The 13,067-nt window shown below is 69.7% G+C and carries 15 protein-coding genes; 1 reads left to right on the top strand and 14 read right to left on the bottom strand.

All coding sequences use genetic code 11. The features are described from left to right. Positions 1 to 165: 165 nt before the first annotated feature. The 6 genes from GGQ93_RS12420 to GGQ93_RS12445 all read right to left on the bottom strand — a co-directional run bounded on the left by GGQ93_RS12420 (position 166) and on the right by GGQ93_RS12445 (position 7,601). Positions 166 to 765, bottom strand: coding sequence for a cation efflux transmembrane domain-containing protein (locus GGQ93_RS12420; RefSeq protein WP_221233708.1), 600 nt, complete (start codon positions 763 to 765; stop codon positions 166 to 168). Continuing rightward, entirely contained in the window at positions 765 to 3,986 is a 3,222-nt protein-coding gene (locus GGQ93_RS12425; protein WP_183217370.1) for an efflux RND transporter permease subunit, read from the bottom strand. The genes GGQ93_RS12420 and GGQ93_RS12425 overlap by 1 nt, the downstream gene beginning before the upstream one ends. Before the next feature lie 12 nt (positions 3,987 to 3,998). Further along, entirely contained in the window at positions 3,999 to 5,186 is a 1,188-nt protein-coding gene (locus GGQ93_RS12430) for an efflux RND transporter periplasmic adaptor subunit (RefSeq protein WP_183217372.1), read from the bottom strand. Further along, complete coding sequence (locus GGQ93_RS12435; RefSeq protein ID WP_183217374.1) at positions 5,183 to 6,436, bottom strand: TolC family protein; 1,254 nt, start codon at positions 6,434 to 6,436, stop codon at positions 5,183 to 5,185. The genes GGQ93_RS12430 and GGQ93_RS12435 overlap by 4 nt, the downstream gene beginning before the upstream one ends. 53 nt (positions 6,437 to 6,489) lie before the next feature. Next, positions 6,490 to 6,840, bottom strand: coding sequence for a hypothetical protein (locus tag GGQ93_RS12440; RefSeq protein WP_183217376.1), 351 nt, complete (start codon positions 6,838 to 6,840; stop codon positions 6,490 to 6,492). Between the two features lie 110 nt (positions 6,841 to 6,950). Continuing rightward, on the bottom strand, positions 6,951 to 7,601 hold the full coding sequence (locus GGQ93_RS12445; protein WP_183217377.1) for a cation efflux transmembrane domain-containing protein: 651 nt from the start codon (positions 7,599 to 7,601) through the stop codon (positions 6,951 to 6,953). Positions 7,602 to 7,677: 76 nt separating this feature from the next. Here GGQ93_RS12445 and GGQ93_RS12450 point away from each other — a divergent pair, with 76 nt between their 5' ends. After that, complete coding sequence (locus GGQ93_RS12450) at positions 7,678 to 8,142, top strand: MerR family transcriptional regulator (RefSeq protein ID WP_183217379.1); 465 nt, start codon at positions 7,678 to 7,680, stop codon at positions 8,140 to 8,142. 101 nt (positions 8,143 to 8,243) lie between these two features. Here the strand turns inward: GGQ93_RS12450 and GGQ93_RS12455 are convergent, their stop codons facing one another. Genes GGQ93_RS12455 through trbF form a run of 8 tightly spaced genes read right to left on the bottom strand, consistent with a single transcriptional unit; the run spans position 8,244 to position 13,047 of the window. Next, entirely contained in the window at positions 8,244 to 8,657 is a 414-nt protein-coding gene (locus GGQ93_RS12455) for a helix-turn-helix transcriptional regulator (RefSeq protein ID WP_183217381.1), read from the bottom strand. Further along, positions 8,654 to 8,833: a hypothetical protein gene (locus tag GGQ93_RS12460; protein WP_183217382.1), complete on the bottom strand. Its 180-nt coding sequence runs from the start codon at positions 8,831 to 8,833 to the stop codon at positions 8,654 to 8,656. The genes GGQ93_RS12455 and GGQ93_RS12460 overlap by 4 nt, the downstream gene beginning before the upstream one ends. 10 nt (positions 8,834 to 8,843) lie before the next feature. After that, entirely contained in the window at positions 8,844 to 9,128 is a 285-nt protein-coding gene (locus GGQ93_RS12465; protein ID WP_260171212.1) for a hypothetical protein, read from the bottom strand. Continuing rightward, on the bottom strand, positions 9,125 to 9,739 hold the full coding sequence (locus GGQ93_RS12470) for a lytic transglycosylase domain-containing protein (protein WP_183217384.1): 615 nt from the start codon (positions 9,737 to 9,739) through the stop codon (positions 9,125 to 9,127). The genes GGQ93_RS12465 and GGQ93_RS12470 overlap by 4 nt, the downstream gene beginning before the upstream one ends. Next, the gene (locus GGQ93_RS12475) at positions 9,733 to 10,242 is read right to left on the bottom strand and encodes a S26 family signal peptidase (RefSeq protein WP_183217386.1); all 510 of its coding nucleotides are present in this window, start codon (positions 10,240 to 10,242) and stop codon (positions 9,733 to 9,735) included. The genes GGQ93_RS12470 and GGQ93_RS12475 overlap by 7 nt, the downstream gene beginning before the upstream one ends. Continuing rightward, a complete protein-coding gene (locus tag GGQ93_RS12480) occupies positions 10,239 to 11,414 on the bottom strand; it encodes a TraB/TrbI/VirB10 family type IV secretion system protein (protein ID WP_183217388.1) in 1,176 nt (391 codons plus the stop codon). Before GGQ93_RS12480 ends, GGQ93_RS12475 begins: the two co-directional genes overlap by 4 nt. Beyond that, positions 11,411 to 12,415, bottom strand: a complete 1,005-nt coding sequence (locus GGQ93_RS12485; protein ID WP_183217390.1) for a TrbG/VirB9 family P-type conjugative transfer protein — start codon at positions 12,413 to 12,415, stop codon at positions 11,411 to 11,413. Before GGQ93_RS12485 ends, GGQ93_RS12480 begins: the two co-directional genes overlap by 4 nt. Beyond that, positions 12,394 to 13,047, bottom strand: coding sequence for a conjugal transfer protein TrbF (trbF, locus tag GGQ93_RS12490; RefSeq protein ID WP_260171213.1), 654 nt, complete (start codon positions 13,045 to 13,047; stop codon positions 12,394 to 12,396). Before trbF ends, GGQ93_RS12485 begins: the two co-directional genes overlap by 22 nt. Positions 13,048 to 13,067: the final 20 nt, after the last annotated feature.

Raw genomic sequence — 13,067 nt, forward strand, 5'->3', positions numbered from 1 at the left:
CAGGCGGCCGGGCGGGTGGGTCTTACGGCGTCTCGCAGGATCGACAGGTTGACCTCGCGGACCGCGATCGGGTGTGTTCGAGGGCCACCCGAGCTTCGGGACGGACCCGGCAAGGCTCTCCTGAACCAGGTCGGCGTTAGGCTCGGCCTTGCGGCGTATCCGCCATCAGGCCGCCTCCTGCCCGCCTCCGGAGTCCTCGTGAGCGTCCCTCAGGATTTCGAGCCCGCCCTTGACCGCAATGCCGGCGACGATCAGCCCGACGACGAGGTCGGGCCACGCCTGATCGAGCCAAAGCACGAGCCCGCCGGCGACAAGGATGCCGCCGTTCGAGGCGAAGTCGTTCAGGCTGAAGGTCTCGGCGGCGCGCATATTGACGTCATCCTTGCGGGTCCGTCGCAGGAGGCCGAGACAGATCAGGTTCACGACCGCGGCCACCAGCGCGAGCGCCATCATCGTCCAGCCGATGGGTTCTGTCCCGAACCACCAGCGCCGCCCGACGTCGATCAGCACCCCGAGGGCGAAGAGCAACAGGAGGACGCCCGAGGTGCGGGCCGCTCCGCGCTTCCAGGTCGCCGCGCGCCCGACGGCCAGGAAGCTGATGAGGTAGACGGCGGCATCTGAGGCGTTGTCCACCGCGTTGGCCAGCAGCGCGCTGGAGTCGGCGATCCAGCCGGCGACGCCGAGCCCCGCGAACAGCAGGGCGTTGAGAATCAGAACCACGAGCAGGGTTCGGCGTTGCTGGCGGTCCTCTGACGTCATCTTCATCAATCGTCCATTCCTTCCGAGGCGCGGTGTCGGACCGCCTTGGCGGCGAAAGTCGGCAACACCAGCAGAGTCAACGCGGTGGCGGTCAGAAGGCCGCCGATGACGACCGTCGCCAGGGGCTTCTGCACTTCGGCGCCCGCTCCGTGCGCCAGGGCCATGGGGATGAAGCCGACGATGGCGACGAGAGCGGTGGTCAGGACCGCGCGCAGACGGCTCGACGCCCCCTCGATCGCGGCCTCGCTGGGCGGAAGCCCGGCCGTCAGACGCTCCCTTATGGCCTGCATCAGCACCAGGCCGTTGAGGGTGGCGACGCCTGACACCGCGATGAAGCCGACCGCGGCCGACACCGAGAAGGGCATGCCGCGCAGCAGCAAAGCCAGCGCCCCGCCGATCAGGGCCAGCGGCACACAGGCGAACACCAGCCCGGCCTCAGCGAAGGAGCCGAGCGCCAGGAACAGCAGCACCCCGATCAGGACGAAGACGATCGGAATGACGATGCTGAACCGTTGCTCGGCGCGCTTCAGGTTCTCGAACTGGCCGCCCCAGTCCAGGTAGACGCCGGCGGGAAGATCGATCTGCGAAACACGGTCCTGCGCGTCCGAGACGAAGCCGCCGAGATCGCGTCCACGCACGTTTGCCTGCACCACCATGCGTCGGCTGCCGTTCTCCCGGCTGATCTGGTTGGGCCCCTCGGCGGTCTGAATGCGCGCCACCGAAGCGAGCGGAATCACGACGCCGCTGGAAGACACGATCGGCAGAGCCGCGAGGGCCGCGGGATTGTTGCGCGCGGCGTCCGGAAGGCGAACGACGACGTCGAAACGCCGGTCTCCCTCGAAGATGCGGCCGGCCTCGGCGCCTCCGACGCCTGCCGAAACCGCCTCGCTGATGTCCGCGGCCGACAGGCCGTAGCTCGCCGCCGCGAAGCGATCCACGCTGATCGTCAGGGTCGGAAGGCCAGAGGCTTGTTCAACACGCACATCGGCCGCGCCTTCCGTTTCCCTGAGGGACCCGGCGACCTGATCCGCCACGCGCTGGAGCGTCGCGAAGTCGTCGCCGTAGACCATGACGGCGAGATCGGTGCGGACCCCCGAAATCAGTTCGTTGAACCGCAGTTCAATCGGCTGACTGAACTCGAAATTGTTTCCGATCTGCTGGCCGGCGACCTCCTCGATCCGTTCGATCAGGGCTTCCTTCTCCAGCCCCGGATCTGGCCAGTCCTTGCGATCCTTCAATACGATCACGCTGTCGGAGATGTTGGGCGGCATCGGATCGACCGCCGCCTCGGCGGTGCCGGTTCGCGAGAACATGGTCTCGACCTCCGGCTGGGCCTTGATGGCGCGCTCCAGCGCCATTTGCATCGCCAAGGACTGCTCCAGCGACGCCGAGGGGACCCGCAACGCCTGCATGGCGATGTCGCCTTCGTCGAGGGTCGGGATGAATTCCCGACCCAGAGCCGTGAAAGAGACGGCGCCCACCGCCAGAGCCGCCGCCGCGGAAATCAGCACCACCTTGGGCCGAGCGACGGCCGCCTGGATCGCGGGTTCGATGCGCCGGCGCGCGAAACGCAGAATCCATGTCTCGTGGTCCGCGACCTGGCCGTCCGGTCCTAAGTGAACCGTCTTGGGATCACGCACGAGCAAGGCGGTCATGGCAGGCACGAAGGTGAAGGAGAAAATGAAGGCGCCGACCAACGCCAGCATGACCGTTGCGCCCATGGGCTGGAACGTCTTGCCCTCGACGCCCTCGAGCATCAGCAGCGGCGCGAACACGAGGAGGATGATCAGTTGTCCGAAGGCCGCCGGTTTGACCATCTGCCGGGCGGACTGGACCGCGACCTCGAGCCGCTCATGCCGGGTCAGCATGCGTCCGAGCGCGGCCCGGCGCTGCGTCAGCAGCAGCAGCGTGTTTTCAATGACGACAACGCCGCCGTCGACCATCAGGCCGAAGTCCAGCGCCCCCAAACTCATCAGATTGCCGCTGATCCCGAAGCGGTTCATGCCGATGACGGCGAACAGGAACGACAGCGGGATCATCAGGGCGGTGATGGTCGCCGCGCGGATATTGCCCAGGAGCAGGAACAGGATCACCACCACCAGCAACGCCCCCTCGGTCAGGTTGCGCGCCACCGTGGCGATGGTGGAGTTGACCAGTTCGCTCCGGTTGAGCACCGGAACCGCGACGATTCCAGGCGGCAGGCTGTCGTCCACCTCGGCCAGTCGTTCGGCGGCCGCTTGCGCCACCGTGCGACTGTTGCCGCCGGCGATCATCAGGGCTGTGCCAAGCACGGCCTCGTGGCCGTCGCGACTTGCTGCGCCCAGCCTCAGCCCCTGTCCTATCTCAACGGTCGCAACATCGGCGACCCGGACCACCAGACCGCCTCGGTTCACGACGGGCGCCTGAGCGAGGTCTTCGACAGTGCTGGCCAGCGCGTCCGTGCGTACGACGAGGGCTTCGCCCGCACGCTGGATATAGCCGGCTCCCGCTTGTGTGTTGGCGCGCTCCAGCGCCTCCGTCAGATCCCGTAATCCCAGGCCGTAGCTTGACAGACGGGCCGGATCCGGCCGCACAGCGTATTCCTTGACGTAGCCTCCGATCGTATCGACGCCGGCCAAGCCTTCCGTGCCACGCATCTGCGGCGCGATGATCCAGTCCTGCACCGTGCGGAGATAGGTCGCCCGCTGCTCCGGCGTGGTCAGTCGTTCGCCCTCGGGCGTCAGGTAGACGCCGCCCGCCTGCCAGCCCGGCTGCCCCGGCCGCGCGAGATTGCGGCTGTTGAGCGGCACATAGTCGACCGTCCACATCAGCACCTCGCCGAGGCCTGTGGTGATCGGCGACAGGCCGGGTTCGACGCCCTCGGGAAGGCCTTCGCGCGCGGCGGCGAGTCGTTCGGCGACCTGCTGTCGCGCGAAGTAGATATCGGTCTTGTCCGTGAAGATGGCCGTGATCTGGCTGAACCCATTGCGAGACAGCGACCGGGTGCTCGTCAGGCCTGGAATGCCCGATAGGGCGGTCTCTAGAGGATAGGTGACCTGTCGCTCGATCTGCTCGGGCGCGAGCGCCGGAGCCACGGTGGTGATCTGAACCTGCCGGTTGGTGATATCGGGAACCGCGTCGATCGGAAGCTTGGTCAGCTCGAACAGACCGAAACCGGCGACGAGCGCGACGGCGATGACGACGAACCAGCGGAACCGGACCGACGCCGCGATGATGGCGTTGAACATGCGCGTCGCTCCCTAGTCTTCGTGCTCGGCCTCGCCCTTGGCGAGTTCGGCCTTGAGGAGGAAGGCGTTGGCGCCCGCGATGCGTTCGGAGCCATCAAGCCCGCGCAGGATTTCCGTGCGATCTCCCGCCTGGCGGCCGACCAGGACCGGCGCGGCCCGGAAGCCCTCGGCCGTGCGGACGAAGACGACGGTGGCGCCCTCGACGGTCTGGACAGACTCCGACGGCACGGTCAGCCCACCGGCGACCCCGCCGGTGACGATCGATCCGCTCACGGCCGAGCCGGCCGGCGGCAGGCCGACGCTGGTCGGCCGGGCCCGAATGACCGTTGCGCCGCTCTGTTCGCTGGCGTCGACCGCGACGCCGGTCACCACTGCCTCGAACTCGCCGTTCGAGCCTTGCACATGCACCTGGGCGCCGGGGCGCACCTGGGCGGCCAAGGCGGGCGGCGCGTTGAACACGATCTCCACGCGGGCGGGATTGGTGACCTCGGCGACTACCCCGCCCTGAGCGGCGAACCCGCCGGGTCCGACCTGGACGCTTGTTACGACACCATTGATGGGGCTGGTCACGCTTAGCCGACCTGACGCATTGGGCGATCCGGCGGCGGAGGCGCGGGCCCGCGCCGCTCGGGCGGAGGCCTCGGCGCTCAGGGCCTGCGCCCGCGAGGTTTCCACATCCTGGCGGGCGACGACGCCCGCCTCCTCCAGGTTCTGGTCACGCTGATAGGCCCGTCGCGCGGCGTCGGCCGAAGCGGCGGCCGCATCGGCGTCGGCGCGGAAGGTGGCCGCATCGCCACTGACCAGGACGGCCAAGGGCTGTCCGACCCGGACGGATTGTCCAGGCGCCACCAGAACCCGCTCGACGCGCCCGCCCACCGAGGCGGCGACAGCCGCCCGCGCGTCGACCATCGGCTCGACGCGGCCGGCTAAGAGGGTCTCGCCACCGCCCCCGCCGGTCACCGCCACGACGGCGATGCTCGCGGCCTGAATCTGCGCCGGGGTCAGGACAACGACGCCCTCCCCTCCGGCTTCCTCCTCATGACCCTCTTCGCCTTCGGAATGCCTGGCCTCTCCGCCTTCGGCGGCCGCTGGCTGGGGTCGGGGACTGAAGACCGAATAGAGGCCGATGCCTCCGACGAGGACGGCGGCGGCGGCGGCCCCGCCCAGGAGCCAGGACTTGGGGATGGACTTGCGGTTCATTGCGACGTTCCAAAGGGGGCGCGGCCTTGGAGGCGCGCCAGATCGATTTCAGCGCGGACCCGCGCGAGGCGGGCGTCCACGGCAGCGTTGCGGGCGGAGATCAGGGCGGCGCGCGACGAGCGCAGCTCCAGTTGCGAAATACGGCCGGCCTCGAAGCCGATCCGGGACAGTCGGTAAGCCTCCTCGGCCGCTGTGACTCCGGCGTCGGCCGCGCCGACCCGACTGACCGACGCGCGAAGACGGGCCTCGGCGGCCTCGCGGTCGGCTTGCGCCTCCTGCCGCGCGCCCAGAAGCCGGGCGTCCGCCGCGCGGAACTCGGCGCGCGCCGCGTCGATGTTGCCGCGGTTTTGGTCGAACAGGGGCAGCGGCAGGCTAAGGCCGAGGGTGAAGGCGGTGGCGTCTTCAGCCTCGTAGCGACGCACGCCGACCGAGGCGCGTACGTCGGGACGGCTCCGCACGCGCTCGGCCTCGATCCGGCGTTCGGCCGCCTCGCGTTCGGCTTCCGCAACCCGGACTTCCGGAGTCGAGCCCGGCGCGGCGACGGCTCCTGCGGGCTGGCGATCAATCAGGCTCGCTTCTATCGAGGTGACCGGCGCCGACAGCATGGCCACTGCGGTCAAGCGGGCGAAGGCCGCGTCGCGCTCCGCCTGGGCTTCGTCGAGCGCCGCTCGTGCGGCGGCCGCTTCGCTTTCTCCCTGGATGCCGCGTAGCAGGGGTTCGCGACCCTGCTCGACCAGCGTCAAGGCGGCGCGCGTGTCCGCGATGGTCACCGTCAACGCCTCATCGGCGAGGGCGAAGCGACGTTCCGCGGCCTCGGCCTCGGCATAGACGAGGGCGAGACGGCCCGCAGCTTCGACGGAGGCGAGGTCGCGCCGCAGCGCGGCGGTCCCCGCCTCAGCCCGCGCGACCTCGACTCGCGCGCCGCGCCGACCCCACAGTTCCAGATCCTGGCTCAGCGACAGGGTGGTCTCGGCATTGCCGTAACCTTCGAACGGTCCGGTTCCGAAGGCGTTTTCCGCCTCCAACCCCAGTTCCGGGTTCGGCCGCACGCGAGCCTGGCGCACCCGGGCCTCGGCCGCGTCAAACAGGGCGTCGGCCTCGAGGGTCGCCGGCGTCTGGCCCAGGCGCGCGAGCAAAGCTTCATAGCTGGGGGCCGGATCAGCCCAGGCGGGGCCGGTCAGTGCGGTCGCGATCGCGACCAGTGCGCAGCCCGCCGCGAATCGCGGCCGACGGCGATGGGGGGATGGCATGTCCTGTTTCCCGAATGGTTGACGTGGAGGGCGCGTGGTCTCGCGCGATCCCGTCAGCCTTGGGGAGGTCGATCCAATCCGGCCGGAGCCGATGAGCCGAGCGGATCCGTCGCCGGAACGCGCATCGTTTCCTGGTGAGGAGCCGGGACTACGGACACGTCAGGAATGTCCACGGCGGTGACGCCGCTATGGTGGCAGTGCCCGTGCGCGCAGATGGCGTGCTGGTCCGTACGACCGGTGTCGTCGGGGTCCGAGGGGACGTCAGCGACGCTCTCGGCGGCATGGGCGCTCAGGGACTCGGGCGTGCAGGTCGCGGCCTCGACGGCCGAAACCATGACGAACAGGGCCAAGACCGACGCCAGCAGCGCCGTCATCCAACCTCGTCCGGCGGATTTCAGTCCCATGCCACCCCATAACACGGTCCTGCGCCGCCGCAATCGCGACATCGTCGCAGGGAGATTTTCCTGCCGCGTCCGACCACGCCGGTCCGGGCTCACCGTGATCGTTAGCCTGCTCACGCGGCGTCTCGCAGTTCCTGTTGCGACTGGCGGATGATCGACCAGGCCGACTGCAGGAAGACCAGGGCGAGGACGCCCCCCGCGATGAGGTCTGGCCAGCGCGAGGCGGTCAGCCAGACCAGGCCGCCGGCCGCCGCGACCACCAGGCTTTCGATCAGATCGTTGCGCGTGCACAGCCAGACCGAGCGCACGTTGGCGTCGCCGTCTCTGTGGCGCACGAGCAGGAGGGCGGCCACGCCGTTGGCGAGGAATCCCAACATACCGAGACTCGTGATCACCGCTCCCTCCGGTGGAGCGCCCGACAGGGCCCGCCATACCGCGAAGCCCAGGATGAACACCGCCAGAAGCGCCAGGCTCGCGCCCTTGAGCAACGCCGCGCCCGAGCGCACCCGGACCGACTTGCCGATGGCCCACAGGCTGATGGCGTAGGTCGCGCTGTCGGCGAGGAAGTCGAGGGCGTTGGCGCCGAGGGCGGCCGAACCCTGGATCACCGCGCCGCCCGCGACCGCCAGGAAGGCCGCCGCATTGATTGCGATCACCGACAGGAGGATGCGGCGATAGGCGGGCGAGGCGCCGTCGAACTTCACCGGCGCGCCGCAGCCGCAGCCCGCGGCCGGGGGACGGTCCGAGATCAGGGGTTCGGTCATGGCGGCTCCAACGATCCTTGGATGACCCTTGTGCATTCTCTAGCCTCTAGAGGATCAAGCGCCTATTTCCAGAATCATGTCAGCCCGCCCCGCCCTCTATCCGCTTCGCACGATCGGCAAACTGTCGGCCGCCACGGGCGTCAAGATTCCGACCATCCGGTTCTATGAACAGATTGGTCTCATGCACGAGCCGCCCCGCACCGCGAGCGACCGCCGCCTGTATGACGACACCGCCCTGCGACGACTGTCGTTCATCCGCCATGCCCGCCAGCTGGGATTTGACCTGGACGCCATCCGATCGCTGCTTGATCTGTCCGATCATCCGAACCGGCCCTGCGCCGAGGCCAACGTCATCGCGGAGCGGCACCTTGCGGACGTCAGCGAGAAGATCGCCCAACTTCAAGCGCTGCGGAAAGAATTGGCGCGCATGACGACCGAGTGCGCTGGCGGCCAGGTGTCGGCGTGCAAGGTGATCGAAGTGCTGCATGACCATAGCCCCTGCGCGGACGGGCATGGCGGAGCATCTCACAGCCGATTCTGAATCTGAGCCGAAAACGAAGATTGGAGCCATGCACTGGCTGGATCGACATCCGTAACCGAACTCGCTTGACCTTTGGCGCGCCGGTTCTCGGCGCACCCTTCTCAGAATCCGAAATCGATCTGCTCGGGCGAGGCTGACGGTTTGCGGCGGCTCCGGCGGGACGGCTCGACCATCGAGGCCGTCTGACTTCCGGTCGCGCGCGACGCCTGCGGCGGCGCTCCGGGTGCGGGAGCCGATCGCGGCATGCCCGGCAGACGCGGCGTGCGGGCGGGTTTGCGGACCTTGAAGGGCGCGCCGCCGGCGCTGCGGGCCGTCTTCCAGGCCGTGAGCTCACTCTCCCACCAGCCGACCCGGCCCGGAGACAGCTGAACGGGTTTCGGGAAGTCCCCCGCGCGCTGGAGGCGCCAGGCCGTCGAACGGCTGAAGCCCACCAGATCATGCACCCGGTCCCAGGACAGCAGGCGGTCGGAACGACCGCCCGCCTCGACCGGCTCCCCATCCACGATGAAGCTCATGACGATCCTCTTGGGAACCGGTCGGCCTCGGCGCCCAGGATGGCGCTCAGCAGCTCTGCGTCATTCGCCGCATCGACCACGTCTCGACCCGACCAGGCCAGCAGGACCGCCTTGAGCGCGAAGCTTGCGGCGGGATCGGCCAGGACACTCGCGATGGTCGGGCGATCGGACGCCATCCGCTCTCCCCTATCCACGACGACGCGCCTGCGCCGCCGCCGGCGCGCCCGTCCGCACGGCGGTGATCTGCCGTTGCGCCCAGTCGCGCAGCAGGTCTCTCGGATAGAAGGGTTTGGATCTGATATGCCGGCACGGCGGGCCGCCGGATCCGGTCGACCACATCCTCGCCAGGCTCGCCGGCTTCAGCCGTATGCCGAGTTCGGCGAGATAGACCGAGGCCTCGTTCCGGGTCAGCAGATCGGCCTGCGGAGCGGGGCCTTCGAACGCGGCTAGGACGTCGGGCTCCGTCATCATCGTCCCTCCGGCCGGCATTGGCGCGCGTTTCGCGGCCCCTGCCCCGCGGTCAGGGCCAGATAACAGTCGATGACCAGCGATACGTACTGGCGGGTTTCGGTGATATCCGGAATCCGGCCCAGGCGAGCGACCCGCGACGGCCCCGCATTGTAGGCCGCCAGGGCGAGCCGGAGGTCTCCAAAGCGGAGGATCTGCCGCGCGAGATAGTCGGCGCCGCCCCGCAGGTTTTCGGCGGGATCGAACCGATTCCTCACGCCCAGCTCGACGGCCGTCGCGGGCATGAGCTGGGTCAGCCCGCCGGCGCCGACCGGCGAGACCGCATCGGGCCGGTAGCCCGACTCCGTCAGAACCAGGGCGTGCAACAGCTTCTCGTCCAGACCATGCGCGGCGGCCGCACGCGCGATAGCCTCCTGAAACGGTTGATCCAGCGGCATGAGCCGAGGCAAACCGATTTCGCCGTCGACAGGGGCGGGATCGGCTTGCGCAGGCGCGCGGCCGAAGAGGTCGCCGCCCGCCGCGCGCCAATCCACCGCCTGCGCCGCGGCCGATCCGCTCCCCGTCAAAAGACAGGCGGCGCCGGCGACGAACGCCGCGATCGTGTGTCTCACCATGTCAGAACCTCCCGATAGACGCCGCTCACCACGGTCCGATCCACCGGCCCGAAGTAGCGGCTGTCGAAACTCCCGGCCGTGTCACCGAGCAGAAACAGTTCACTGGGCGCGAGCCGGCGGCATCCCGACCAGTTGGGAAGCGGCGCGCCCCGCCGGTCCCGGGCGAATACGGCGTAGTCACCGACGGGGGTCCGCACGCGCCCGTCTCGCGCGCAGACCGCGTCGCCGCCGACCGCGCCAACCCGTTTGATCAGGACGACCTCTTCGGGCATGCTCAGACTGGCGAGGTAGGCCCGACCTTGTTCCGGCTGAGGTACGGCCACAATGGCCCCTCGCTCGATCCCACCGCCGAGGCTGCGGGCGTAGAGGCCTCGCGGAAGACTCGGGCTCTCGTTGATCAGGGCCAGGGCGGGACCCTGCCGGGCTGCGAGCGCCAGGCCTCCCAAGGCGATAAGCGCGACGCCCGGCCCGATCCAGCGGCGAAGGGTCGGCGGCGATCTCATGGGCGATACGGCTCCAGGATCAGGTCGCGCGTGACCATCACGCGCACCGGCGCGCCGGCGCGCAGACGGATCGAAGGCCGGACCTCCAGTTCCCGGTCGATCAGGCGTCCGCCGACGCGGGCCCCTTCGATCGACGCCGCGTCGCCGGCGTCGCCCAGCAGGCCGCCGGAGCCGTCGTCGTCGCGGGCGATCTGGCCCAGGGTAGTGATCGCCCCGGCGAACAGGGTTCCGACCAGGAGCGGGAACAGGCGTCGGTCGACCGATCCCCGCACTCCGACGGCGCCCTGGGCGTCGACCCCGGGCTCGCCGGCGAGGACGAGGCTCTTGCCGTTCGGCAGGATCAGCCGTTCCCAGGTCAGGAAGGCGCGGCGATCGCCGTAGGCGCTCTCGCCATCGTGTCGACCGATCAGGCGGGTCCCCTGGGGAATGACCAGGTGCCTCCCGCTGACGGAGTCGTAGATGTTCTGGGTCACGCTCGCGACGACCGGCCCGGCGCGAGCCGTGTCCACGGCCGTGAGCAGGGCCGCGGGTATCATCGCCCCGGCCTTCAGTTCGTAGGGAGACAGAGGCGCGGTCAGGACATGGCCGTTGTAGGTCGCGCCGTAGTCGGCCGCGCGACCCGGGTCCTGGGAGTCGCCCCGGGACTGTGGGGCGGCGTCCGCCGAGGCGACGCCGCCATCCTGCGCGGGGAAGAACAGGCCGGAACGCGCCGCCAGGTCGACGGGGCGCGGGCCGCGCGGCGCGATCGGCTGGGCCGGGCGATAGACGGGCGGCTCCGCCGGCGAGGCAAGTGAGTCCGCCGCCGGCTTCGGATTGGGCGGCTCGCCGCCGACGCGCGGTTCGGGCAGGCGATCATAGGTGGCCGGCTGATCGGTCACCGCCTCGGCCGGGCGGACCGCGCCCCGGACATCATCCACGCGCGCCTCGGCGGCGCGGTCGCGGGCGTTCTCCCGCAATTCCGGCTGCACCACGAAGGCCCAGGCGAGCGATCCCGAGACCAGAAGGGCGCCCCCGATCACTATGGTCTGGACGACGGACCTCCTCAGCCTCACGGCGGATGGCCGCGGCGCGCGGACAGACAGACCTGGCGCGGCCTCCTTGGGCGCCGATGTCCCGTGGCGTCTGGCGGCCTCTCCGGAAGCCGACGGTTCAGAATGCAGGTGTTCGGTCATGGCCGCGTTCCTTCCAGACGGCGGATTCGGACGATCTGCGGCCGTCGGTCGCCGAGCCGCAGCTCGGCGCGGTCAAAGACCCGGTCGACCACGTACAGGCCGCCGACCTGGCGGTAGTTGGTCAGCTGGGGCTCGCCGTCGGCGGCGATGACGAACAGAGCGGGAGCCTCGTCGACCTGGAGATCAGGCTCGAAGGCGATGAAGGTGCGCCGCCCGTCGTTGAATACGGCGTTGGGGGTCCAGCGCGGCCGGCGGCCCTGCGGCTCCACCCGATAGCGGGCGTCCAGCGGCCCCTCGGGCATGACGACGGGATCGGGAACGCGCGTTTCCGCGCGAAGGGCGCCTGCGTCCGACGGCGCGAAGGCCGGCGTCGGCGTGTCCCAGGCCACCGCCGTGTTGAAGGCGTCGGGACCGCCGCTCTTCAGGTCGATCAGATAGACCCGCTGGTTGGTGGTCAGGACCAGGTTGGTCTCCAGACTGCGTTCGAGCGGCTTGAGCATCACATGTGTCCGGCGCTGCGCTCCTTCCCCGGACACGGCTTCGCCGATCTGCCAACGCACGGTGTCGCCCGCCGCCTTGGCGGTCAGGGTCTCGCCCTCGCCGAGCGTCAGGGTCGTGACCCGCAAGGGCGCCGTCCAGACTTCGAAGACCCGGCCCGGCGACCAGACGAAGACCTGCATGCCGCCCTGGAAGGCATCGGACCGCGACGGCGCGGCCGCCGCGTTGTTGGCGGCCGCGATCGCCTCGCGGCCGGTCGCGGCCGGGGAAGGATTCGGGACGCCGGCGTTCTCGTCGACGACCGCCAGATAGGGTCGGGCGGTCGGACTCAGGGGCGGCGGCGGCGCGGGCTCGGCCGCCCTGTCGGTCGGCTCCGGCGCAACGGACGCCGCAGGCGTGGTTGCGTCGATCAGGCTGACGGCGGGCGTCTCGCCCCGGAAGACGGCGCAGCCGGACAGGAGCAGGCCGGCGCCCGCCAGGATCAGGAAGCGTCGGGAGTCCATGAGATATCCTCGATTTTCAGGCCCAGGGGGTTGCGCATCAGTTCCGCCTCCGTCCTCGGCGGCTGAACCCCGGTCGTGATCAGAGCGCGCCACCGCTCCGTTCCGGCCTGCTGGCCGTTGACGAAGCGCGTCTCCCGCCACTGCAGGTCAAAGGTTCGCTCCGACCGTTTGACAACGTTGAGGATTTCGACGTTGACGGCTTCGCGGCCGACCTCGGCGAAGGGGTCGTGCGACTGAGCCCAGGCGTTCAGAAAGGCGGCCGCCCGCGGGCTCAGCAGGTCGTAGGCCCGCAGCCAGTTCTGGCGGATGACGATCGGATCGATCGACTTGGAGCGGACTTCGCGGATGAAGGTCGCCAGGGCGTGGCCGATCTGGGCCTCTGTGGGTTCATAGCGTCCGCCGATGGCGGTGATCCTCTGGGTTTCGCCCCAGTCGGAGACCTCGACCACGAACGGCTTGACCACGGCGCGCTCGGCCTGAACCCACCAGCCGACCCCCAGGAAGGCGGCCAGCCCGAGGTTGGCCAGCGCCATCCGCCGCCAGTTCCGGGCGTGCGCCAGAGACAGGCCCATGCGGTCGTCCCAGAGCTGGCCCGCCCGCTGATAGGGCGTGGAGTCCGGAGCCGCGGCCATTGCCCTCTTGGGTCGGAAGA

The organism is Brevundimonas aurantiaca (assembly GCF_014199955.1).
GTDB classification, from domain to species: Bacteria; Pseudomonadota; Alphaproteobacteria; order Caulobacterales; family Caulobacteraceae; genus Brevundimonas; species Brevundimonas aurantiaca.